Origin of the sequence: Micromonospora humi (assembly GCF_900090105.1) — a bacterium.
GTDB classification, from domain to species: domain Bacteria; phylum Actinomycetota; class Actinomycetes; order Mycobacteriales; family Micromonosporaceae; genus Micromonospora; species Micromonospora humi.
This window is the reverse complement of the sequence record NZ_FMDM01000006.1, coordinates 235481-258555: the sequence shown is the minus strand read 5'-3', so window position 1 is coordinate 258555 and position 23075 is coordinate 235481. Positions and strand designations below refer to the sequence as shown.

Genomic DNA, 23075 nt, shown 5'->3' with positions numbered 1-23075 from the left:
ATCTCACCGTGCCACATTCCGGCCCGGGAACACAGTCGGAGCGGACGGTTGGGTCAGCCGGCGCTGGTCGGGCTCGCGGAGTTGCTGCCGGCCGCGCTCTCGGTCGGCTTCGCCGCGCTCTCGGTCGGCTTCGCCGCGCTGCTCGACGGCGCGGCGGCGCTCTCGGTCGGCTTCGCCGAGGTCGTGCTCGGCTCGGCGGTGGCGGTGCGGCTCGGCGACGGGCTCGGCGACTCGGACGGGCTCGGCGCCGTCGGCGGCGTGGTGCTCGTCGACGGCGTGGGCGTCGGGCTGGACCCGGTCGGCGTCGGCTTCGGGGTGCCCGTCGGCTTCGGCGTGCCGGTCTTCGTCGGCTTCGGTGTCGGTTTCGGCGTCGGCTTCGACGTGGGCGGGTTGGCCGGCACCGTCGGGGCCGGCACGGGCGTGGCCGGGGCCGGCACGGCGCCGACCACGCGGGTCGCGGCGTAGAGCCGGGACCAGCGGACCACGGAGATCTTCACCACGTCGCCGGTGCGGGGCGCCTCGACCATCTTGCCGTTGCCGACGTACATGGCCACGTGGTGGATGCTGGTCCAGCTGCTGCTCGAGGCGAAGAAGAGCAGGTCGCCCGGGAGCAGCGCGTTCGGGCTGACGGTGCGGGACCGGGTCGCGAAGTATTGATCCCGGGAGACCCGCGGCAGGCCCCGGTAGCCGGCGGCCTGGTAGGAGGCGAGCATCAGGCCCGAGCAGTCGAACCGGTCCGGTCCCTCCGCCGCCCAGAGGTAGGGGTCGCCGAGCTGGGCCAGGGCGTAGCGCACGGCGTCGAGCGCCCGGGGGTCGGCGACCAGGCCGTTGATGCTCTGGTTGACGACGTACGGGTTGCCGCGCTGCTGCTCGGCGGCGTCCTCCCGGCGCTCGATGACGAGCAACCTGGCGGCGTTGTCCCGGCGCAGCTTGAGCAGCGCCGCCTCCTGCTTGTGCAGGTCGGTCTCGACGCGGGTGAACTCCGCGGTCTTCTCGGTGACCCGCCGCTGGACCGAGGCGTGCGCCTCGCGGGCGACCCGCTCGTCGTCGGTGGCGCGGAGCAACTCGCCGGTCACCGAGGTGCGGGCGCCCTCGGCCTTGTCGCCCCGGGTGATCCGCTGGAGGTCGCTGAACTGGCGCAGGCTGGTGCCGAACTCGCCGGGCGGCAGCGCGGCGTCGGCCTTGACCGCGTCGGCGGCGGCGCTCTTGGCGTTCTCCCGGGCCCGGACGAGGGCGGCCTGCGCCTCGGTGAGGCGGGCGGTGGCCGTGGTCAGCTCGGCCTGGGCCGCGTCCCGCTCGCCCTTGATCCGCAGCAACTCGTCGCCGAGCTGGGCGACCCGGGCGTCGACCTGGTTGATCTGCGCGATCAGCGGGCCGTCGGCCGGGTTGGCGGTCGTCGCGCCCGGCGCGCCCGCCGTGCGGCCCGGGCCGGTGGCCCCGGGGATCGTGGTGCCGGGAACGGCGCCCGCCCCGGTGGGGAGCTGGAGAGGACCGGTGACCTGCGGTCGGGAGCCGGCGCTGGGGATGGTGTCGGGCAGCGGATCGGCCCAGGCGGGGGTGGCGAGCGCCGCGGCCGCGACCGCCCCGAGCAGGGCGGACCAGAGCGCGGGGCGCAGCACCGGTGAGATCACCGGTGACCGGCCTCGTCGCCGTCGGGCCTTGGTGCTGTCGACCATTCCGCTCCCCGTCCGGTCTGGTGCGCGCCACGCGTCGTGGGCGTGTGGAGACAGGACGGCCCTGGTGTGTGTTCCGCCCCACTCTTGTCTTACCTCACCGGCGCAGCGATGTCGATGTGCGGAGGGTGACGGGCGGTGAACTGGGTCGCTGCGGTCGACCGCGTCGGCGGTCCGTCCGAGGAGCGACGTACGCTCGATCGGGACCCCAGGTGGAAGGACGTGGCTTTCGGATGGACGCCGGACTCAAGCGCGAGCTCGAAGCGAAGGTCTACGCGGGGGAGCGGCTGACCCGCGAGGACGGCATCGCGCTCTATGCGAGCGACGACCTGACCTGGCTGGGCCGGCTGGCTCACCACAAGCGCACCGAGCTCAACGGCGACCGGGTGATGTTCAACGTCAACCGGCACCTCAACCTGACCAACGTCTGTTCCGCGTCGTGCGCGTACTGCTCGTTCCAGCGCAAGCCGGGTGAGAAGGACGCCTACACGATGCGGATCGACGAGGCGGTCCGCAAGGCCAAGGAGATGGAGGACGAGCAGCTCACCGAGCTGCACATCGTCAACGGCCTGCACCCGACGCTGCCCTGGCGCTACTACCCCAAGGTGCTGCGCGAGCTGAAGGCCGCGCTGCCGAAGGTCAACCTCAAGGCGTTCACCGCGACCGAGGTGCAGTGGTTCGAGAAGATCAGCGGGCTCTCCGCCGACGCGATCCTCGACGAGCTGATGGACGCCGGGCTGGAGTCGCTGACCGGGGGCGGCGCGGAGATCTTCGACTGGGAGGTCCGGCAGCACATCGTCGACCACGCCTGCCACTGGGAGGACTGGTCGCGGATCCACGCGCTGGCCCACTCGAAGGGCATGAAGACGCCGGCGACCATGCTCTACGGCCACATCGAGGAGCCCCGGCACCGGGTCGACCACGTGCTGCGGCTGCGCGAGCTGCAGGACGAGACCGGTGGCTTCCAGGTCTTCATCCCGCTGCGCTACCAGCACGACTTCGTCGACTCGGCGGACGGCAAGGTCCGTAACCGGATCCAGGCCCGCACCACGATGGCCTCGCCGGCCGAGTCGCTCAAGACGTTCGCGGTGTCCCGGCTGCTGTTCGACAACGTGCCGCACGTGAAGTGCTTCTGGGTCATGCACGGGCTCTCGGTGGCTCAGCTGTCGCTCAACTTCGGCGTGGACGACCTGGACGGCTCGGTCGTGGAATACAAGATCACTCACGACGCCGACTCGTACGGCACGCCGAACACGATGCACCGCGACGACCTGCTCCACCTGATCTGGGACGCCGGCTTCCGCCCGGTGGAGCGGAACACCCGCTACGAGACCGTCCGCGAGTACGACGCCGCGCCGTCGATGGCCGACCGCCGCTCCGAGCCGCAGCAGGTCTGGGCCTGAGCACGGCGATGGGCACCGAGGAGCAGCCGCGCGCCTTCCCTCGGCGGGACGCCGAGGGGCGCATCCTCACCCTGGGTGACCTGCTCGGCGTGACGCTCGCCGGGCTGGTGATCGGGGTGCTGGCGCTGCTGCTCTTCGAGTGGGCGTTCGCCGCCGTGGGCGCCGGGGGGTTCGGGCGGACCAACGGCTGGCTGGCGGTGATCCTGCCGCTCTGGCTGTTCTGGGACGACTTCCGGGCCTGGGAGTTCGGCGCCGCCCGGGTGCTGGCCGCGCTGGTCGGCATCGGGGTCGGGGTCCTGGCCGGGTTGCTGGCGGCCGGCCTGGCCGCGGGGCTGCCGCCGCTGTTCACCGGCGCGCTGGCCGCGGCGGTGTTCACCGTGGTCTACGCGGTCATCTGGTTTCATGGCGTGCACTGGCTGGCCCGGCGTACGGGCTGAGGCGCGGAGAAAGTGGGAATTCGGGCATGAGCGCGGCGGTCAAGTACACGCTGGGCCGGGTCGGGCTGTTCGTCGGTGTGCTGGCGGCCCTCTGGTTCGTCGAGATGAACATGTTCCTCCGGCTGATGCTGGCGCTGGTCGCCTCCGCCGCGCTGTCGTTCTTCCTGCTCAAGGGCTGGCGGGACGAGATGGCCGGGGAGATGGCCGAGGCGTCGGAGCGGCGGCGCGCGGAGAAGGACCGGCTGCGGTCCGCGCTGGCCGGTGACGACCAGGGCGGGCCGGAGGGCGAGCTCCGGGAGGGCTGACCCGACACGGGGCAGCGGGTGGTCGTCCCGGCCGCTAGGGTCACCCGCCGTGAGTTTCCTGAACAAGATCGACGGATGGCGGACCAAGGTGTTCGTCTGGTTCGGCCTGCCGGTCATCGCGGCCATCGGGCTGATGATGGGTGCCACCGACCTCGTCCCCACCTGGCAGGCGAAGAACGGCGGCGGCACGGCGGGCACGTTCACCGCGGTGCACGAGGACTGCGGCCGGCGCAACTGCGAGTGGCGCGGCACCTTCGCCGCCGACCAGGGTGGTGGCCGGCGCGCCGACGTCATCCTCTACGACGCGCCGGACGGTCTCGCCGTGGGCGGCACCGCACCGGCCCGGGACACCGGGGCGCGGGCCGGCGTCTTCTCCACCACCGGCGGGTCCACCTGGCTGTTGGTGACCGGGCTGACCCTGGCCGGCGTGGCGGCGCTGGTGGCCTGGGTGGTGATCATCGTCCGGAAGGTGCGCGGTCGACGGGCGAAGCCCGTGGCCCCGCCCGTCTCGTTCGCCCCGTCCCGGTAGCTCCGCAGGTCCGGGCCCGGCGCGGACCGCGCGCCGGGCCCGGGCCGGTCACCAGTTGGTCGAGCCCGGGACCACCGGCCACCGCCGGTCGGTCGGCTTGATGAGGTACGCGATGCCGCCGGAGCCGGAGGCGACCGTGCCGTTGGCCCGGTACCGCTTGGTCCGCAGCCAGATCTGCTCGAACTGCTCGCGCTTGTAGACGTTGCGGACCGCGTCGTTCGACGACGACGCGGGGTCGTTGACGATCACGTCACCGTCGGCGGTGAAGCCGACGATCACGAACAGGTGCCCGGAGGTGCCGTAGTTGGCCCCGTCCAACTCCTCGGCCAGGAACGACTGCGACGTGACCACCGGGATGCCGGCCTTGACGAACCGTTCCGCCTCGTCCAGCGAGTGCAGTCGGGTGACGCGCGCCTCCAGGCCCGGGAAGCCGGCCGCGTACGCGGTGTTGAACGGCCAGTTGCCGGCGCCGTCGTACTCGTGGTCGTAGGTCATCCGGGCGGCGTGGTCGACGGTCGGGTCGGCGTAGGCGGGGTCGACCCAGGCGGTGTCCTCGGCCGAGGGCTTGCGGCCCCAGTACTCGACCACCATCTCGGTGGAGGTGGGGGAGCACCAGGCCTCACCGCCGCCGTCGTACTCGGGGTACTCGCCGATGTGGACGTTCTGGGAGTAGCGGGGGACGGCCAGCTCGGTGCCCCAGGCGATGTGGCCCCGGCTGGGCGTGACGGTGAACCGGTCCGGCACGTTCGAGGCCATCGCGCCGAGCATCCGCACCTGCGGTGCGGCGGCCTGGCCGGGTGCGCGGTAGAGCGTCAGCCGGAGCTGGTACGAGCGCAGCAGCACCCCGGCCGCCGCGTCGTCGATGGAGAACGTGTCGGTCCAGATGCTGGAGAAGGGGTCGCCCTGGCCGTCCAGGGTGGACCGCTTGATGTCCTGGTCACCGGAGGCCCAGCGGCCCATGACGTACCAGGGGGTGTGCTGCCCGGTGGTGTAGGTGCCGTTCAGCTCGATCTGGATCCAGGTGCCGGCGGGGGTGCTGGCGTTCCAGGACGCGACCAGTTCGGTGGCGTCGAATCCGATCCGCCGCTCGGGCGAGGTCCAGGTGGCGTACTCCCAGGTGCGGGTGGTGCCGGTGTGCTCGTCGGTGAACGCGGTGGTGCCGGCCGGCCGGCCGATGGTCAGCGCGGGGTGCCGGCCCGGGAGGGCGCGGGTGCCCTGGTGCGAGCCGCCGCGCCAGTCGGGGTAGCGGGAGAACTCCTGGAAGGTGATGTGTTCGTCGTGCGTGACGCCCGGCCGGGGGCCGTGCGCCTGGGCGGGTGCGGTGGTGCCGAGGAGGGTGAGCGCGGTCAGACCGGCGAGGGCGACCGTACGCAGGCGTCTTCCGAACATGGCAGCTCCACGGGGAAACGGCATCGTTGCCGTTCACTGTCGCGCTTGGCGGGAAGTTTCGCCAGAGGTTCAGGCATGGAAAATGATTGCCGACGTGAGGATCCGGTCGGGATGGATCCGGAGAAAGACGAATGTTGATATGACCATGTGACTCCTGGTGAAGTGTGCGGACAACGGGATCTCCCGTACCCCGAGGAGGTTGTCCATGGCCCTCCGCACGCTCCCGACCCGCCGGCGGCTGGCGCTCGTCGCCGCCGTCGGCCTGACCCTCGTCGTCGGCGCCGCCGGCCCGGCCGGCGCCCGCCCCACCCCGGACCGGGCCGGTGAGCCGGCCGCCGTCGCCTACCGGGTGCTCGGCCCACGGACCGTCGCCGACCGCAGCGCGGTCGCCCGCACCGGCGCCGCGATCGACTACTCCGAACACGGTGTGCTGCACGTCACGGCGACCACCGCCGAGGCCGCCGCCATCAACCGGCTCGGCTTCCGGCTGGAGAAGGACGTCGCCCCGGCGCCCGCCGGCGGCGCCACCGCCTACGCCTTCCCACCCGCCGACTCGAACTACCACGACTACGCCGAGCTGACCACGGTGGTGAACAAGGTCGTCGCCGACCACCCCTCGATCGCCCGCAAGCTCAGCATCGGCACGTCCTACCAGGGCCGGGACCTGATGGCCGTGAAGATCTCCGACAACGTCGGCACCGACGAGAACGAGCCGGAGATCCTGTTCAACGCGCAGCAGCACGCCCGCGAGCACCTGACCGTCGAGATGGCGATCTACCTGCTCAACCTCTTCACCGACAACTACGGCAGCGACTCCCGGATCACCAACATCGTCAACTCCCGGGAGATCTGGATCGTGCCGACGGTCAACCCCGACGGCAGCGAGTACGACATCGCCACCGGCTCCTACCGCTCCTGGCGGAAGAACCGGCAACCCAACAGCGGCTCCACCTACGTCGGCACCGACCTGAACCGCAACTGGAGCTACCAGTGGGGCTGCTGCGGCGGCTCGTCCGGCACGAAGTCGTCGGAGACCTACCGCGGCCCGTCCGCCTTCTCCGCCCCGGAGACCGCCGCGCTGCGCACCTTCGTCAACAGCCGGGTCGTCGGCGGGGTGCAGCAGATCAAGGCGAACATCGACTTCCACACCTATTCCCAGCTGGTGCTCTGGCCGTACGGCTACACGTACAGCAACACCGCGACCGGGATGACCGCCGACCAGTACAACACGTTCGCCACCATCGGCCAGCAGATGGCGGCCACCAACGGCTACACACCCGAACAGTCCAGTGACCTCTACATCGCCGACGGCACCAGCATCGACTGGATGTGGGGCACCCACAAGATCTGGGCGTACACCTTCGAGATGTACCCCGGCTCGGCCTCCGGCGGCGGCTTCTACCCGCCCGACGAGGTGATCCCGGCGCAGACCTCGCGCAACCGGGACGCCGTGCTCACGCTGTCCGAGTACGCCGACTGCCCGTACCGGGCGATCGGCAAGCAGAGCCAGTACTGCTAGACCTCCCACCACGGGTGGGGACCCCGGTTCCACCCCCGCCGGGGTCCCCACCCACCCTCCCGTCCGGGCGATCTCCGCTGGTCGTGCGCTACGGTGGCACCGACCGTGCCACAGCGAAGCCGGTGTGAAACCGGCGCTGTCCCGCAACTGTGATGCCCCGTACGCGCGGCGTCGGCCTCCCGCCGGCGCCGACGGACGTGGGACGAGCCAGGTCGCCTGCGGCCCGGTCGCGACACGCGCTCTCGAGGAAGGGCGCCTCGCGGACGGGGCCTATCCACCTGTCGGCGAAGCACCACGCTCCTCGACCGACAGGAGGATCGATGACCCCACGTACCCCTCGGCTCTTCGCCGCCGCGCTCGCGGCCGGCGTGCTGCTCCTCGGCGGCTGCGCCGAGAAGACCTCGCCCGACACCCCCGCCGCCGGCGCGTCCGGAGGCTCGTTCCCCGCCAGCGTGGGCAACCTGACGCTGGAGAAGCGCCCCGAGAAGATCGTCTCGCTGTCGCCGACCTCGACCGAGATGCTCTTCGCCATCGGCGCCGGCAAGCAGGTCACCGCCGTCGACGACCAGTCGAACTTCCCCGCGGACGCGCCGAAGAGCGACCTCTCCGGCTATCAGCCGAACGCCGAGGCCATCGCCGCGAAGAGCCCCGACCTGGTGGTGATCGCCAACGACACCAACAAGATCGCCAGCCAACTCGTCGCGCTGAAGATCCCGGTCCTGCTCGCCCCGGCCGCGGCCACGCTCGACGACACCTACCGGCAGCTCACCGACCTGGGCAAGCTCACCGGCCACCCGGCCGAGGCGGACGCCGTGGTGGGCAAGATGAAGGACGACATCACGGCGCTCACCAAGGACCTGCCCAAGCGCGCCGAGAAGCTCACCTACTACCACGAGCTGGGCCCGGAGCTGTACACCGCGACGAGCAAGACCTTCATCGGCACCATCTACGCGCTCGCCGGGCTGGAGAACATCGCCGACCCGGCCGACGCCGGCGGCAAGAGCGGCGGCTACCCGCAGCTCTCCCAGGAGGTCATCGTCAAGGCCGACCCCGACTTCGTCTTCCTGGCCGACACCAAGTGCTGCCAGCAGAGCGCGGACACGGTCAAGGCGCGCAGCGGCTGGGGCGGCGTCACCGCGGTGAAGAACAACCAGGTCGTGGCGCTGGACGACGACATCGCCTCGCGCTGGGGTCCGCGCGTGGTCGACCTGCTCCGGACGATCGTCGACGCCACCGCCAAGGTCCCGGCCTGACCGTGACCGTACGACCGGTGGACCCCGTGCCGGCCGGGACGCCCGACGCGTCCCGGCCGGCCGGCCGGCTGCCCCGCCGCGGCCCGGCCCGCGCCGACGCCCCGGCCCGCCCCGCCGGGCTGCGCACCCGCTGGCTGCTCGCCGGCCTGGTGGCGGTGCTGGTCGCGCTGGTGGCCGGCGTCTCGTTCGGCCCGGTCAGCCTGCCGCCCGGCAGCGTCGCGGCCGAACTGCTCAACCTGCTGCCCGGGGTGCACCTGGACAGCGGGCTCACCGAGCGGGAGATCGCCATCGTCACCGAGCTGCGGCTGCCCCGGGTGGTGCTCGGCCTGCTCGTCGGCGCGCTGCTCGCCCTGGCCGGTGGCTGCTACCAGGGCGTCTTCCGCAACCCGCTGGCCGACCCGTACCTGCTCGGCGTCGCCGCCGGGGCGGGGCTCGCGGTCACCGCCGCGATCGTGCTGGGCGCCGGCGCCGGCGGGGCGCTCACCGGGCTGCCGGTCACCATCCCGCTCGCCGCGTTCGTCGGTTCGCTCGGCGCGGTCGCGATGACGTACCTGCTCGGCGCCGCCGGCGGCCGGGACCGGTCACCGGCCACGCTGATCCTGGCCGGGGTGGCGGTGTCGGCGTTCCTCGCCGCCGGCCAGACCTACCTGTTGCAGACCCACTCCGACAGCCTCCAGCAGGTCTACTCCTGGCTGCTCGGCCGGCTCTCCACCGCCGGCTGGCACGACGTGCTGCTGGTCCTGCCCTACTTCCTGCTCACCGCCGTGGTGGTGCTGGCACACCGGCGCGAGCTGGACGTGCTCGCCCTCGGCGACGACGAGGCCACCAGCCTCGGGCTGCACCCGCAGCGCTCCCGCTACCTGCTGATCGCCGCCGCCTCGCTGGGCACCGCCGCCGCGGTCTCCGCCTCCGGCCTGATCGGCTTCGTCGGCATCATCGTGCCGCACACCGTCCGGCTGCTCGCCGGCTCCAGCCACCGGGTGATCCTGCCGCTGTCGATGCTCTTCGGCGGCGCGTTCCTGGCGCTGACCGACGTGGTCGCCCGGACCGCCGCGGCCCCCGCCGAGATCCCCATCGGGGTGGTCACCGCGCTGCTCGGCGGCCCGTTCTTCGTGCTGATCCTGCGTACCGCCCGCGGGATGCGGGCGTGAGCGCCCCCGCCGTCGACGTCCGGGGCCTGCGGGTGGAGCTGGGCGGCAGCCCGGTCCTGGCCGGCGTCGACCTGACCGTCGCGGTCGGCGAGTGGGTGACCGTCATCGGCCCCAACGGCGCCGGCAAGTCCACCCTGCTGCGCGCCGTCGGCGGCCTGCTGCCCGCGCCGGACGCCGTCTCCCTCTTCGGTACGCCGATCCGCGCGCTGCGCCGCCGCGACCGGGCCCGGGTGGTGGCCACCGTGGCGCAGTCGCCGGTGGTGCCGGCCGGCATGGCGGTCTTCGACTACGTCCTGCTGGGACGCACCCCCTACATGCCGCCGCTGGGCCGGGAGTCCGCCGCCGACGTGGCCGCCGTGCACGAGGTGCTGGACCGGCTCGACCTGGGCGGGTTCGGCCGCCGCGAGCTGGCCACCCTCTCCGGCGGGGAGCGGCAGCGGGTGTTCCTGGCCCGGGCGCTGGCCCAGGGCGCCACCCTGCTGCTGCTCGACGAGCCGACCAGCGCGCTGGACATCGGGCACCAGCAGGAGGTGCTGGAGCTGGTCGACCAGCTCCGCCGCGAGCACGAGCTGACCGTGCTCGCCACCATGCACGATCTCTCCATCGCCGGCGAGTACGCGGACCGCCTGGTGCTGCTCGCCGACGGCCGGGTGGCCGCCGCCGGCCCGCCCGCCGAGGTGCTCACCGAGGAGTTGCTGGCCCGCCACTACCGGGCGCACGTCCGGGTGATCCCCGGCCCGCACGGCCCGCACGTGGTCCCCCTCCGCCGGGTGTAAGGCGGGGCCCCCTTTTAACAGGTGGTGTTAAGAGGGGCCCCCGCCTCTACCGAATGCGTTAACAGGGGGCCCCTCCTTACACCTCAGCGGAGGGTGGAGACGGAGAAGAGGGCGCCCTGGGGGTCGCGGAGGGCCGCCGAGCGTCCGGCCGGGTTGTCGCGGGGCGGCACGAGGACGGTCCCGCCCAGCTCGGCGGCCCGCGCCGCGGTGGCGTCGGCGTCCTCCACCGCGAAGTAGACCGTCCAGTACGCCGGCAGGTCCGCCGGCAGCGGCTCGGCCGCGGGCAGCATGCCGGCGACGATGCGCGCGCCGCAGCGCCACCCGACGTAGGGGACCGACCCGGTCGGCCGTTCCTCGGCGTGCCAGCCGAAGACCAGCGCGTAGAACTCCCGCGCCCCCTCCGGGTCGGGGGTGACCAGCTCGTTCCAGCACATCGCGCCGGGTGCGTTGAACAGTTCCGCCCCGCGCATCGCCATCGGCTGCCAGACGCTGAACACCGCGCCGGCCGGGTCGGCGAGCACGGCCATCCGCCCCTGCCCGCTGACGTCGAACGGCGACACCAGCACCTGCCCTCCCGCCGCCTCCACCCGGGTGGCGACCAGGTCGGCGTCGTCGGTCGCCACGTACGTGGACCAGATCGGCACCTGGTCCGGCGTGGCCGGCGGGCCCGCCCCGGCGACGGCCCTGCCGTCCTTGCAGAAGACGGTGTAGCCGCCGGCGTCCGGCACGGTGGAGACCCGGCCGGTCCAGCCGAAGAGCTGCGGATAGAACCGTTTCGCGTCCTCCAGGCCGGGGGTGGCCAGGTCGGTCCAGCAGGGTGTGCCGGGCTCGACGCCGTTCACGGTGACCCCTCTCGCCGGGAGCGGCCCCGCTGGCCCGCCCTGCCGGCATCGTGGCACCGCCGGGTCGGCCACCGGGCCAGAACCGGACAAAAGGTCAGGTGAAGCGGCGTCCCTCGTCCCGCCGGTAGGCCCAGCCGGCGACGCCGGCGAGCACCAGCACCCAGACCACCAGCATGACCAGTGCCTTCGGGTCGGGCTGCCAGCCCGCGACCGCCGCCCACATCAGCTCCACCGCGCCCCGGGTCGGCAGGTAGGGGGCGATCACCTTGACGAAACCGGGCGCGTTGTCCGGCCCGGAGAGCAGGCCGCCGCCGAACGCCAGCGGGAAGAAGAGCACCTGCGCCACCACGATCGCCGCCTTGCTCGGCAGCGAATAGCCGATCGCGAGGCCGAGCAGGGTGAACGGCACCGAGATCACGGCGACCGCGACGAGCCCGAGCAGGAACCGCGCCGGGGTCACCCGGGCCGCGGTGGCCACCGCGGCGATCACCACCACCGGCACCATCGACAGGTACGTCAGCACCAGGCCGGCCAGGATCCGCCCGGCCAGCCGGGGCGCCGGCCCGGCCGGCAGGGTCCGGGTGTACGGGTTCCAGGGCTGGTCGCGATCCTCGGCGACGCCCACGCCGTACTGGAAGATGTTGGCGCTCATGGTCGCGAACGTCACCATCGCGGCGGTGGCGTAGGTGGCGCCGGCGGGGTCGTCGCCGGCGAACGGCACCACGAAGAAGAGCATCGCGGCGGCGGGGAAGAACGCGCTGCCGACCACCGCCACCGGGATCCGGACGATCTCCAGGAGTTGGTAGCGGGCGTGGACGAGGGCGAGCGGCACGGCGGTCTCCTAGGCGGGCGTGGGCGCGGGGCGGTCGCCGGCCGTGATGGCGAGGAACGCCTCCTCCAGCGAGGTGGGGCGCACCTCCAGATCGCGGAACGTGACCCCGGTGGCGACCAGGTCTCGGACGAGCTGGTCGGCGTCGGTGGTGAGCAGCTGGAACCGCCCGTCCACGCGTTCGGTGGCGACCACCCCGGGCAGCGCCGGCAGGTCGTCGGCGACCAGGCTGACCCGGCGCACGCCGACGATGCCGCGGATCGCCGCCACCGAGTCGTCGGCGAGCACCCGACCGTGGCCGATCACCACGACCCGCTGGGCCAGCGCTTCCACCTCTTCCAGGTAGTGGCTGCTCAGCAGCACCGTGCCGCCCTCGGCGTGGAAGCCGCGGATCGACTCCCAGAGCGCGTGCCGGGCCTCCACGTCCAGCCCGGTGGTGGGTTCGTCGAGCAGCACCAGCCGGGGCCGGCCGACGAAGGCCAGTGCCACCGCGAGCCGGCGGCGTTGCCCGCCGGAGAGGCCGCCGGTCTGCCGGCGGACCTGGTCGGTGAGGCCGAACCGGTCGAGCAGCTCGCCCCGGGGCACCGGGTCGGGATAGTGGGCGGAGACGAAGTCGACCACCTCACCGACGCGCAGCGTGCCGGGCAGCCCGGTCTCCTGCGGGGTCACCCCGAGCTGCCGCCGGCTGGCCGGGTCGCGTGGGTCGCCGCCGAGCAGCTCGACCCGGCCGGCGGTCGGGCGGCGCAGCCCCACCAGCAGGTTCATCAGCGTGCTCTTGCCGGCGCCGTTCGGGCCGAGCAGGCCGACCAGTTCCCCGGCCCGGACGGTCAGGTCGACCCGGTCCAGGGCCAGCACCTCGCCGTAGCGGCGGCTGACCTGTTCGGCGCAGGCCAGGATCATGATGGCTCCTCGGGCAGGCGGGGTGTTCCTCCCCTGTCTACCGTGCCGTCGCCACTCGCACCGCCCCCTGCCGGGGTGCGCGCATCACCTAGTCTGTGGACGCCGTCGACGACGGCGGAAGTTTCCGACCGGACACTGGGGAGGGTCCGTGACCAGTCCGAGCAGGAATCTCGACGTCCAGCCGGAGGCGTTGACGGCGTTCGCCGCCGCCTCGCGGGACCGGGCCACCCGCTTCCGCGAGCTGCACCGGGTGTTCCGCGACGGGCACGTGGCCCGGCACTCCTTCGGCGTGATGCCCGCGTCGTTCAGCCTCGCCGCCGCGTACGCGGAGCAGTTCGAGGCCTGCCTGCAGGGGCTGGAGGAGGGCGCGGAGGTGATGGCCGACATCGCCGAGGGGATGACCGACACCGCCGACGCCTACACCGGCACCGACGTGGCGACCACCGACATGTTCACGCCGGGCGCCTGAGGGGGCACCGATGAGCACCGAGGCGCTCCAGCGCAACAAGACCTACTTCGAGCAGATCGTGTCGGGCACGCCCGACCCGTTCAAGCCGCTCTCCAACGCGGTGCTGTGGCCGTTCGAGCAGTTGCTGGAACTGGTCGCCGGTGAGCCGGACGACCTGATGCAGGCCGCTCAACTGGCGCTGACCACCGGCGAGGCGGTCCGGCAGATCGCCGGCGACCAGGTCGCCGACCGGGCCCGGCTGCGCGGCGCCTGGGACGGCGACGCGGCGGAGAAGTTCCACGCCTCGATGGAGTCCGTCGAGGAGGCGATCGAGGAGCTGGCCAAGGGGCTGGACGGCACCAAGGAGGTGCTCGTCGACGCCGCGAACGCGGCGGTCGACGCGTTCAACCTGCTGGTCGAGCTGATCCTGGAGTTCCTGCTCTGGTTCCTGACCGAGGTGATCATCGCGGCGGTGGCGGCCGCGCTCAGTGCCGGCGTGACCCTGGCGGCCACCGTGGTGCGGGTGTTGGCCCGGCTGGCCACCACGGTCGGTCGCATGGTCAAGATCGTGGCGCGGTTCGCGGAGATCCTCACCAAGCTGGTCACCAAGCTGGAGAAGGTCGCCGAGCTGCTCACCCGCTACCGCAAGCTGGTGATGGAGCTGCGCAAGGCCAAGAAGGCGTACAAGGCGTGGAACAAGTCCGGCTACACGAAGGAGGCGTTTGCGTTCAAGATGAAACGGACCGCCATCCTGTTCCCCGGGAAGTTCGCCATCAACCAGGCGTCCCCGGTGAACATCCCGGGCATCGGTGGGGCGCTGCTCGACACCGGCGTCGGCCTGCGCGACGTCTCCGACGGCCACAAGGACCGCAACTACCTGGTGGACGGCACCTACCGCGAGGATCTCGGCCCCTACACCAGGGGCGTGCAGAACGTGTTCGACTCGATCGTGAACTGAGAGGCAGCCATGACGTTCCCGGCCCTGGACCGGATCGAGGCGCTGGCCCGCAACCTGGACGGGTGGCAGCGTGAGCTCGGCGCGCGGATGGCCGAGCTGGAGCAGAGCAGCGCCGAGGGCGCGAGCGACTCCGGCCTGGTCACCGTCGTGGCCGCCGCCGACGGCAAGATCCTCTCCACCGAGATCAACGCGCGGGCCATGCGGTTCGACTCCTACACGCTGGCCGAGGAGTTCACCGCCGCGGCCAACCGGGCCCAGGAGGCCGCCGCCGCCCGGGTGCGCGAGATCGTCGGCGAGGTGATGGGCAACGCCCCGGCCGCGGAGCGCCGTGCCGACGACGGCTACGGCCACGACCGATACTGAGCCGATGGACGAGTCCAGATACCGCGAGGCGATCGGCCGGCTCGTCGAGCCGGGGGAGCGGGTGCTGGCCCAGGCCAAGACCGACGTCGGCGGCGGCCTCACCCCGCCACCGCCGCCCGAGCCGGCGCCGGCCGCCGGGCCGGGCCGGCGGACCGTCGGCTCGGTGCTGCTGAACGTGCTCCTGCCGTTGGCCACCTGGGAGCGCGGCGACCGTTTCGTCGACCTGGTCGGCTGGGGAATCGCCGGTCGCGGCGCGCCCGGTTCGGCCGCGTCCCGGCTGCACCGGGCGCTGAATCCGCCCGGGCCCGACCTCAAGGTCCGGGAGACCCTGCTCGCGGTGACCGACCGGCGGCTGCTGGTCTGTCGCACCGGCGGCGTCACGTTGCTCGCCGGGCGCGAGGCCGAGGAGCGGGCGCTGGCCGAGACCGAGGTGATCTGGTCGGCGTCCCGGGCGGACGTCGCGTCCGCCCGGGTCGGCTGGCACCGGCTCAACCCGAAGCGGCTCCGGATCGACTTCACCGACGGGTCCTGGCTCGCCTTCACCGTGCCGATCGCCGAGTCGGGCGCACCGCTGCGCGCCGTCGCCGCCGCGCTCGCGGCCTGACCGACGCCGGGCCGGTCAGGCGGCCAGCGGCGCGGGTAGCGGGTCGCGGTGCAGCACCGCCAGCCGGGAGACCGCCCGGGTCAGCACCACGTAGAGGCGGTGCAGGCCGCGCGGCTCGGCGGCCACGATCGCGGCCGGCTCGACGACCACCACGTGGTCGTACTCCAGGCCCTTGACCAGCGTCGCCGGCACCACCGTGACCCGCGCCGCGGCCTCGACGTCGTCGACGGTCGCGGTCGCCACGCCCGCGTCGGCGAGCGCCGCGCGGAGCCGGTCCACCGCGTCGTCGGCCGCGATCACCCCGACCGAGCCGTCGTACGCCAGCGCCGCCCGCACCTCGGCCACCGTCGCGGCCGTCAGGTCCTCGGCGGTACGCACGTCGAGTGACCCGTCGTGGCGCAACGACCGCGCCGCCGGCACGTCGACGGCGAGCGCGGGCAGCAGCCGGTTCGCGAACGCCACCACGGCGGCCGGCACCCGGAAGCCGACGCTCAGCGGCACCACCGCGGCGTCCGGCTTGCCCAGGTGGGTCAGGGACTCGTGCCAGTCGGTGGCCGCCCACGGAGAGGTGCCCTGGGCCAGGTCGCCGAGGAGCGTGATCGAGCCGTGCTCGCTGCGGCGGGCGATGGCCCGGCACTGCATCGGAGAGAGGTCCTGTGCCTCGTCGACCACCACGTGACCGAAGCCGCCGGCCCGTTCCAGCAGCCCGGCGACCTCGTCGATCAGGACGGCGTCCGCGGCGGTCCAGCGGGTCGCCTTCGGGGTACGCCCGACCTTGCCGGCCCGGAACAGCTCCTGTTCCTCGACGGTGAGCAGCCCGTCGGCCGCCGTCGCGAGCGCGTCGGCGTCGGTGCGCAGGAGGTGCACCAGGCCGTCCGGGGTGAGCGCCGGCCAGACCGTGTCGAGCAGTTCGGTGACCGGCTTGATCCGGCTCATCCGGCGCAGCCAGGCGTCGGACGGCGACTCGGCGCGGCGGGCCTCGGCCTGGCGTTGCAGCAGCCCCACCACCCGGGCCCGGACCCGGTCCCGGCCGGTGGCGTACGGCAGCCCTTCCGCGCGGGTCTCGGCGACCACCCGGTGCAGCGGGTCGAGGCCGATCCGCCAGCGGAACGAGCCGTCCGACACCATGATCGGTTCGGACGGCGTACCGATGTGGGCGTCGACGGCGCGGCGCAGCACCTCCGCCATCCGGATGTCGTGCTTGAGCGCGGCGGCGGCCGGCTCGTCGACGGCCCGGACCGGCACCCGGGCGACCAGGTCCTCCACCGTCGCCTGCTCGACCTCGACCTCGCCGAGCGCCGGCAGCACCGCGGCGATGTACGACAGGAACGCGCGGTTCGGCCCGACGATCAGCACGCCCGACCGGCGCAGCCGCTCCCGGTGCAGGTAGAGCAGGTAGGCGGCGCGGTGCAGCCCGACCGCCGTCTTGCCGGTGCCCGGCGCGCCCTGGACGCAGATCGAGTCGGCCAGGTCGGCCCGGACCAGCTCGTCCTGCTCGGGCTGGATGGTGGCGACGATGTCCCGCATCGGGCCGACGCGGGGGCGTTCGATCTCGGCGGTGAGGATCCGGCTGGCCGTGCCGAGTTCCTCGCCCCGGTCGAGGTGCTCGTCCTCGAAGCTGGTCAGCACGCCGGAGCTGAACCCGAACCGGCGGCGCACCGCGACGCCCTGCGGGTCGCGGGCACTGGCCCGGTAGAACGACCGGGAGACCGGGGCCCGCCAGTCCAGCACCAACGGCTCGCCCAGCTCGTCGGTGACGTGTCGCCGCCCGACGTGGTAGTCCCGCCCGGCGTGGTCCGGATCGGTCTCGCCGAAGTCCAGCCGGCCGAAGAAGAGCGGGGTGGTCGGGTCGTCGGCCAGCTCCTTGACCCGCCGGGCCATGTGTCGGCCGAGCTGCTCGGCGGTGTAGGCGTCGCCGGCCACCTTGTCGCCGGTGGCGAAGAGCGACTCGGCGCGCTCCCGCATCCGGCTCAGCGCGGCGCGGGAGGTGTCCAGGTGGGTGCGCTCGGCGAGGAGCTCGCCGTCCAGGGTCGTGGCGTCTTCCAGTCTCGGTGCGGGCACTGTGAACTCCCAAGGCTCAACATGATGCTCGCTCGCGTGTCCGGGGCGGTTGGCCTGCTCCCGGCGCGGGGACGTCCGCTGCGGTGCGTGCTCACCGCGGCCGTCGGGCGGTCAACCACTATACGGAACCGCTCCGCGTGGGCGCGCCCCTATTACGGCCGGAGGGCGCATCGGCCGTCGACGCGCGCTCGTCACCCTTGGTAGTCGGACGAGTTGTCACCGACGGTGTCGGCGTGCTCCGAAGCCGGGCCCTGCCCCGCGGCGCCTTTGCTCTGCAGCCATCGGCGCATCACCGGCTTGAGCTGCTACGACGGATTTTCGGTCCGATCCGGCTCGGACCTTGGTCGTGACGGTGCGTGTGTGCTGCGCCCATGGCTGCAGAGCAAAGGGAGCGGACGTCGGTGGTCCGCCTGCGGCGGATCGTCACCCGCTGTCACTGCTTCCGTCGGCGAAGCGGGTCGACCGCCTGGCGACGACGACGTCGCGGGGCCACCTCTCGCGTCCCGCGCCCGTCGAGGCGGAATCATGGGGGCATGACCGAGGCGCGTCCGGAACAGCATCGGGTGACCATCAGCGACCCGCAGGTGATGCGGGCGCTGGCCCATCCCGCCCGCATGGCGATCATGGAACACCTCAGCGCGGGGGAGAGTGGTGCGACCGCCACCGAGTGCGCCGAGATCGCCGGCCTCTCGCCGAGCGCCACCAGCTACCACCTGCGCGAGTTGGCGAAGTTCGGCCTGGTGCGGGAGGCGGCCGGGCGGGGGGACGCGCGGGAGCGGGTGTGGCAGGCGGTGAACGCCTCATACTCCGTCGCGGCCGGGCCGGACGCCGACCTGGAGACGCACGCCGCCGAGGCGGCGCTGGTGGAGGCGCACCTGGTCCGGGACGCGCAGCGGGTTCGGGACTGGATGCGCCGCGTGCCGGACGAGCCGCACGAGTGGTACGACGCGACCTGGTTCAGCGACAGCGTGCTGCTGTTGACCGCCGAGGAGTTGGCCGAGCTGAACGAGGCGGTCCGGGCGTTGACGTCGCCGTACCGGCAGCGGGTCCGGACCGATCCGCCGGCGGGCGCGCGCAAGGTGGCGGTGCAGTACCGGGCGATGCCCATCGACTGAGACGGGTTGCGTACGCCAGGTGTGAAGGATTATTTTCGAAGTATGTCCTTCACACCTGGCTCGTCGCGTTGGTCGGACGTCTGGCTCGCCACCACCGCCCGGGGTCTCTCCAGCTGTGGCGACTTCCTGGCCGCCACCGCGCTGACCCTGGCGCTCCAGTCCGCCGGGGCGGGCGGCCTCGCCGTCTCCGGGCTGCTGCTCGCCGCGACGCTGCCGCTGGTCGCGCTCGCCCCGCTGACCGGGCGGCTGGCCGACCGGGTGGACAGCCGGGTGCTGCTGGTCGGCACCGGCCTGGCCCAAGCCGCGATCTGCGTGGCGCTGGCCTACGCGAGGGACCCCGTCCTGGTCGTCGCGCTGGTGGCGTTGCTGGCGACCGGGCTCGCGATCACCCAGCCGGTGCTCGCCGCGCTGGTGCCGGCGATGGTGCGGGCCGAGGACCTGCCCCGGGCCGGTGCGCTCAACCAGACCGCCGGCACGCTGGGCGCGCTGGCCGGGCCCGCGCTGGCCGGCCTGCTCGTCGGGCAGTACGGCACCCGGGTGCCGCTGCTCGTCGACGCGGTCAGCTACCTCGCGCTGGTCCTCGCCGCGCTGCTCATCCGTACCCGACGGGGTGGCCGGGCCACGGCGGCGGCCGGCGTCGCCGCGGCCGCCGCCCCGGTCTGGCGGCTGCGGCGCGACCCGTTGCTGCTGGTCATGGTCGGCAGCGTGGCCGCGGTGGTCGGCGCGGTCGGGGCGATCAACGTGATCGAGGTCTTCTTCATCCGGGAGACCCTGCACAGCTCCACCACCGTGTACGGCCTGGTCACCGGCTCCTGGACGCTCGGCATCGTGCTCGGTGCCTGGCTGTTCGCCCGGGTGGCCCGTCGGCTCGCGGACGACGGCGCGCTGCTCGGCGCCGGGCTGGTGCTGCTCGGCGGCTGCTGCCTGGCGGTGCTCGTCTCGGCGGCGGTGCCGTCGGCCTGGATCCTCGTGCCGATCTGGCTGCTCGGTGGCGTGGCCAACGGCGGCAACAACGTCTTCGGCAACCTGTTGCTGGCCCGCCGGGTGCCCGACGCGGCCCGAGGCCGGGCGTTCGCGGTCTTCGGCGCGGCGGTGCAGGGCGGCGGGATGGCCGGCTACCTGGTCGGCGGCCTGTTGCTGGAGGTGGCCGAGCCCCGACCGCTGGTCGCCGGCTGCGGCGTGGTCGGCCTGCTGGTCGTGGCGGCGCTGGCCTGGCCGGTCCGCCGCGCGGTACGCGCCGAGCGCGCCGCCGTCGCGCCGGCACCCGCCGCGGCGCCGGTCGCCGGGATGAGCGGTTAGGAGGGGCCCCCTCCTCTACCGAATGCGTTAAGCGGGGCCCCCTCCTTCCACCCGGTGCGGGATGGGCCACTCCGGGGGCTCCCTGCGGGGCGGGGAGGTGCGGGCGGGGATACGGTCGGGTCATGGCCGACCGCATCGCCCGCCCCCGGGTGGGGCACATCCAGTTCCTGAACTGCCTGCCCATCTACTGGGGCCTGATGCGGTCCGGGGCGCTGCTCGACGTCGACCTGCACAAGGACTCGCCGGACCGGCTGAGCGCCGACCTGGTCCGCGGTGACCTCGACATCGGCCCGATCACGCTCGTGGAGTTCCTGAAGCACGCCGACGAGCTGCTCCTCCTGCCCGACCTGGCGGTCGGCAGCGACGGCCCGGTGCTCTCCGTCAACATGGTCTCCACCCGGCCGCTGGCCGAGCTGGACGGCGCCCGGGTGGCGCTGGGCTCCACCTCGCGCACCGGGGTGCTGCTGGCCCAGGTGCTGCTCGCCGAGCGCTACGGGGTGCACCCGGAATACTTCCGCTGCCCGCCGGACCTGACCCAGATGCTGCTGGAAGCCGAGGCCGGGGTGCTGATCGGCGACGTGGCGCTGCGCGCGCTCTACGAGGCGCCCGGCAAGGGCCTCGCGGTGACCGACCTCGGGCAGGCCTGGCACGAGTGGACCGGGCTGCCGATGGTGTTCGCCGTGTGGGCGGTTCGCCGGGACTTCGCCACCGCCCACCCGGGCTTGGTCAAGGAGGTGCACGAGGCGTTCCTGCGTTCGCGTGACCTGTGCCTGGCCGAGCTGGACCAGGTGGCCGAGGCGGCGGCCCGTTGGGAGCCGTTCGACGCCGAGACGCTCGCCACCTACTTCCGCACGCTCGACTTCTCGCTGGGCGAGCGGCAGGTGGCTGGGCTGCGCGAGTTCGCCCGCCGGGCGGCCGCGTACGGGGAGGTGCCCGCGTTGCCGCCGGGCGGGCCGGAGTTCTTCCAGGGCTGAGCGCGGGCTGCGGCTCAGTTCGCCGGGCGGAGCAGCGCCTCGGTGATCTGCTCGCAGGCCTTCATGCCGTAGTCCCACCCGCCGACGCTGAACGGGCTCTTGACCATCACGCCCATCGTCCAGGTGTCGCCGATCGCCAGGCAGTTGACGTGGTACTCCTTTTCCTTCTGCCGGTCGATCCAGCCGTTCTTGATGGCGATCTTCTTCTGCTCGGCGGCCGGGAACGCCTTGCGGATGCCGAAGTCGCCGTCGCCGCGCACCAGCCGCATCTCGTTGAGCAGCCACTTGGTCCACTTCGGCCCGGCCGCCCGCCCGTCGTCGATGCAGAGGCCGAGTCGCGCGGTGTCGCGGGGGGACAGCAGCGTGCGGCTCCAGCCGCCGTCGGCGGCGGCCTTGCTGTCGGTCAGCTTGCAGATCGAGATCAGCCGCTTGATCGAGGCCGCGCTGCCGACGCTCTCGTAGAACTCCTGGGCGCGGGTGTTGTCGCTGTCGCGGATGATCCGGGTGGCGTCGGCGAGTTTCGCGTCGCTCGGGGTCTTGCCGTCCTCGGCGCTGCGGCGCAGGTAGTCGGCGACCACCCAGGACTTGATCAGGGACGCGGTGGTGCTGGTCTCGCCCATGTTCTTCGAGCCGATGATCTTCCCGGTGCGCTTGTCCAGCACGGACCAGGCGTACCAGCCCTCGATGTCGAGGTCGTCGAGATCCTGGGCCTGGAACGGCAGCGGCTCCAGGGACCGCGCCGGCGCCGGCGCGGGCCGGGCGTTGCGGTCGGTGGGCTGGGTGGTGGACCGCTCGCCGGCCGGTTCGGGGTGCGACGTGGCGGTCTGCTGCAACGGCGACCCGGGGACCAGCCGCAGCGAGAGGACCAGCAGGCCGACCAGGGCCACGGCCACGGCGGTGAACGCCAACGGGCGGTGGTGGCTGCCGGGCCGACGTCGGGCGCCGGCCATCAGAGCTTCCCGACCGGCTGCTGCGGCACCTTGAGGGCGGCACCCGGTTGCGGGGTGACGAGCTGCGTGGCGACGCTCGCGCAGACCTTCGAGCCGTACGCCAGGCCGTTCTTCTGCGGGTAACGCATCATCACGGACAGCGTCCAGTCGTCGGTGATCGCCAGGCAGTTGACGTGCCACTGCCCGTCAGCCCAGAGCATGGTGAAGCCGTTCTTGATGCTGACCGGGCCCTGCGCCTTCACCGTGGCGGGCAGCCCGTCGATGATGCCCCAGCGCCCGCCCTGCACGGTGACGCTCTTCTGGTCCGCGACGCCACCACGAACCTTCGTCATCTCGCCGAGCACGAAATTGGTCCACTTCGGGCCCGCGGCGCGGCCGTCGCCGATGCACGTTCCCATCCGCACCGCATCCCGCGGTGACATCCGGGTGTACGCCCACTTCGCCGACGTGGCCTCAAGCTTCGTGTCGGTCAACTTGCAGGTCTTGATCATGCGGTCGAGCACCAGGCGGCGCCTGCCGGCGTTGTAGAGGGACTCCGCCGCGTTGTCGTTGCTGTCTCGGATGGCGGTCACCACCTGCTGCCGCCGCTGGGCGCTCAGCGGCTTGTCACCGAGCTGGTGCAGATAGTCGGAGACGATCCACGCCTTGATCATTGACTCGGTCGAGTTCGTGGCGTTCATGTTCTTGGCGCCACTGATCCGGCCGGTCTTCCGGTCCATCAGGGCCCAGGAGAAGAACTGGCCCTTGAAGTTCACCGAGACCGGGGCATCGGCCAGCGTCGGGGGCGGTGGCGCGCTGGGGGTGGGCGCGGGCACCTGCTCGGCACCGGCGCCGACGCCGCCGAGGCTGCTCAGGCCGTCTCCGCCGGAGAGCTTCGCGTACGCGGCGGGCACCAGCATGCCGCCGCCGACGAGGACCGCCACGACGGCGAGCACCATGGTCACGCGAGGTCGCATGAGTGGGTGAACTCCAGATGTCTGGCCGGGGGGACCGGCGCTTGCGCATGTCTTCGGCCCCGATCGCCACAAGGCCGGGGGACGGTGGCCTGAGCGGTGGCGATCAACGGCAGCCGATCGGTGTGCCGGGGGAAGTCTACTTCCGGACCGGCCAACCGCCAGATCCCGACACCCGGTGACTCGCCAGGTGGGCGGGACATTGAGCCGCTATGCCGCCCTTGGGGGGTTTCATCTTCGACAAGTGGTCGACGTCACAGCCGTTTGCCCAGGTCAGGGGCGACCACGGCGAGCGCTGGCCCGGTCACCGAAGGTGGTGTCGGAATCCTGTTACACCCTCTGGT

The 23075-nt window shown here is 72.8% G+C and carries 22 protein-coding genes, 1 pseudogene and 1 riboswitch; of the genes and pseudogenes, 15 read left to right on the top strand and 8 right to left on the bottom strand.

The window, feature by feature from the left end:
• Positions 1-53: 53 nt before the first annotated feature.
• Positions 54-1676, bottom strand: coding sequence for a C40 family peptidase (locus GA0070213_RS14325; protein WP_175441337.1), 1623 nt, complete (start codon positions 1674-1676; stop codon positions 54-56).
• A gap of 230 nt (positions 1677-1906) precedes the next feature.
• Between GA0070213_RS14325 and mqnE the strand changes: the two genes are divergently transcribed.
• Genes mqnE through GA0070213_RS14305 form a run of 4 tightly spaced genes read left to right on the top strand, consistent with a single transcriptional unit; the run spans position 1907 to position 4347 of the window.
• Complete coding sequence (mqnE, locus tag GA0070213_RS14320; RefSeq protein ID WP_091062911.1) at positions 1907-3076, top strand: aminofutalosine synthase MqnE; 1170 nt, start codon at positions 1907-1909, stop codon at positions 3074-3076.
• Between the two features lie 8 nt (positions 3077-3084).
• A complete protein-coding gene (locus tag GA0070213_RS14315) occupies positions 3085-3513 on the top strand; it encodes a hypothetical protein (RefSeq protein WP_091062908.1) in 429 nt (142 codons plus the stop codon).
• A 26-nt stretch (positions 3514-3539) separates the two neighbouring features.
• Complete coding sequence (locus tag GA0070213_RS14310; RefSeq protein ID WP_091062906.1) at positions 3540-3818, top strand: DUF4229 domain-containing protein; 279 nt, start codon at positions 3540-3542, stop codon at positions 3816-3818.
• A gap of 49 nt (positions 3819-3867) precedes the next feature.
• On the top strand, positions 3868-4347 hold the full coding sequence (locus tag GA0070213_RS14305) for a hypothetical protein (RefSeq protein WP_091062904.1): 480 nt from the start codon (positions 3868-3870) through the stop codon (positions 4345-4347).
• Between the two features lie 48 nt (positions 4348-4395).
• Here the strand turns inward: GA0070213_RS14305 and GA0070213_RS14300 are convergent, their stop codons facing one another.
• Positions 4396-5736, bottom strand: coding sequence for a C39 family peptidase (locus GA0070213_RS14300; protein WP_091062902.1), 1341 nt, complete (start codon positions 5734-5736; stop codon positions 4396-4398).
• Between the two features lie 205 nt (positions 5737-5941).
• On the opposite strand from GA0070213_RS14300, the pseudogene GA0070213_RS14295 reads away from it, so the two are divergent.
• The 4 genes and pseudogenes from GA0070213_RS14295 to GA0070213_RS14280 all read left to right on the top strand — a co-directional run.
• Positions 5942-7252 (top strand): annotated as a pseudogene (locus tag GA0070213_RS14295) (M14 family metallopeptidase); the annotation flags it as partial.
• A 121-nt stretch (positions 7253-7373) separates the two neighbouring features.
• A riboswitch (cobalamin riboswitch) is annotated at positions 7374-7467 on the top strand.
• A gap of 108 nt (positions 7468-7575) precedes the next feature.
• A complete protein-coding gene (locus tag GA0070213_RS14290; RefSeq protein ID WP_091062898.1) occupies positions 7576-8508 on the top strand; it encodes an ABC transporter substrate-binding protein in 933 nt (310 codons plus the stop codon).
• A gap of 68 nt (positions 8509-8576) precedes the next feature.
• Positions 8577-9659 carry a FecCD family ABC transporter permease gene (locus GA0070213_RS14285; RefSeq protein ID WP_091063216.1) on the top strand — a complete coding sequence of 361 codons (1083 nt, stop codon included), beginning with the start codon at positions 8577-8579 and terminating at the stop codon, positions 9657-9659.
• Entirely contained in the window at positions 9656-10435 is a 780-nt protein-coding gene (locus GA0070213_RS14280) for an ABC transporter ATP-binding protein (RefSeq protein WP_091062896.1), read from the top strand. The genes GA0070213_RS14285 and GA0070213_RS14280 overlap by 4 nt, the downstream gene beginning before the upstream one ends.
• A gap of 83 nt (positions 10436-10518) precedes the next feature.
• Here GA0070213_RS14280 and GA0070213_RS14275 read toward each other — a convergent pair whose 3' ends face one another.
• From GA0070213_RS14275 to GA0070213_RS14265, 3 genes are all read right to left on the bottom strand, one after another.
• Complete coding sequence (locus GA0070213_RS14275) at positions 10519-11277, bottom strand: VOC family protein (RefSeq protein WP_091062894.1); 759 nt, start codon at positions 11275-11277, stop codon at positions 10519-10521.
• Positions 11278-11371: 94 nt separating this feature from the next.
• Positions 11372-12109, bottom strand: a complete 738-nt coding sequence (locus GA0070213_RS14270) for an ABC transporter permease (RefSeq protein WP_091062892.1) — start codon at positions 12107-12109, stop codon at positions 11372-11374.
• Positions 12110-12118: 9 nt separating this feature from the next.
• Positions 12119-13006 (bottom strand): ABC transporter ATP-binding protein, encoded by an 888-nt coding sequence (locus GA0070213_RS14265; protein ID WP_091062891.1) that lies wholly within the window; start codon positions 13004-13006, stop codon positions 12119-12121.
• A gap of 148 nt (positions 13007-13154) precedes the next feature.
• On the opposite strand from GA0070213_RS14265, the gene GA0070213_RS14260 reads away from it, so the two are divergent.
• The 4 genes from GA0070213_RS14260 to GA0070213_RS14245 are packed head-to-tail and all read left to right on the top strand — an operon-like array spanning position 13155 to position 15379.
• A complete protein-coding gene (locus GA0070213_RS14260) occupies positions 13155-13475 on the top strand; it encodes a type VII secretion target (protein ID WP_091062889.1) in 321 nt (106 codons plus the stop codon).
• 10 nt (positions 13476-13485) lie between these two features.
• Positions 13486-14412 (top strand): WXG100 family type VII secretion target, encoded by a 927-nt coding sequence (locus GA0070213_RS14255; RefSeq protein WP_091062887.1) that lies wholly within the window; start codon positions 13486-13488, stop codon positions 14410-14412.
• A 9-nt stretch (positions 14413-14421) separates the two neighbouring features.
• Positions 14422-14775, top strand: a complete 354-nt coding sequence (locus GA0070213_RS14250; protein WP_091062885.1) for a YbaB/EbfC family nucleoid-associated protein — start codon at positions 14422-14424, stop codon at positions 14773-14775.
• 4 nt (positions 14776-14779) lie between these two features.
• A complete protein-coding gene (locus GA0070213_RS14245) occupies positions 14780-15379 on the top strand; it encodes a hypothetical protein (protein WP_091062884.1) in 600 nt (199 codons plus the stop codon).
• Between the two features lie 15 nt (positions 15380-15394).
• Here the strand turns inward: GA0070213_RS14245 and GA0070213_RS14240 are convergent, their stop codons facing one another.
• Positions 15395-17440: a HelD family protein gene (locus GA0070213_RS14240; RefSeq protein ID WP_091062882.1), complete on the bottom strand. Its 2046-nt coding sequence runs from the start codon at positions 17438-17440 to the stop codon at positions 15395-15397.
• Between the two features lie 533 nt (positions 17441-17973).
• Here GA0070213_RS14240 and GA0070213_RS14235 point away from each other — a divergent pair.
• From GA0070213_RS14235 to GA0070213_RS14225, 3 genes are all read left to right on the top strand, one after another.
• Entirely contained in the window at positions 17974-18555 is a 582-nt protein-coding gene (locus GA0070213_RS14235; protein WP_091062880.1) for an ArsR/SmtB family transcription factor, read from the top strand.
• A gap of 42 nt (positions 18556-18597) precedes the next feature.
• Positions 18598-19854: an MFS transporter gene (locus tag GA0070213_RS14230; RefSeq protein ID WP_091062879.1), complete on the top strand. Its 1257-nt coding sequence runs from the start codon at positions 18598-18600 to the stop codon at positions 19852-19854.
• 122 nt (positions 19855-19976) lie between these two features.
• Positions 19977-20828 (top strand): menaquinone biosynthetic enzyme MqnA/MqnD family protein, encoded by an 852-nt coding sequence (locus GA0070213_RS14225; protein WP_091062877.1) that lies wholly within the window; start codon positions 19977-19979, stop codon positions 20826-20828.
• A gap of 14 nt (positions 20829-20842) precedes the next feature.
• Here GA0070213_RS14225 and GA0070213_RS14220 read toward each other — a convergent pair whose 3' ends face one another.
• Together GA0070213_RS14220 and GA0070213_RS14215 are read right to left on the bottom strand one after the other, a co-directional pair.
• On the bottom strand, positions 20843-21778 hold the full coding sequence (locus GA0070213_RS14220; RefSeq protein WP_091062875.1) for a serine hydrolase: 936 nt from the start codon (positions 21776-21778) through the stop codon (positions 20843-20845).
• Positions 21778-22734, bottom strand: a complete 957-nt coding sequence (locus GA0070213_RS14215) for a hypothetical protein (protein ID WP_091062872.1) — start codon at positions 22732-22734, stop codon at positions 21778-21780. The genes GA0070213_RS14220 and GA0070213_RS14215 overlap by 1 nt, the downstream gene beginning before the upstream one ends.
• Between the last annotated feature and the right edge of the window lie 341 nt (positions 22735-23075).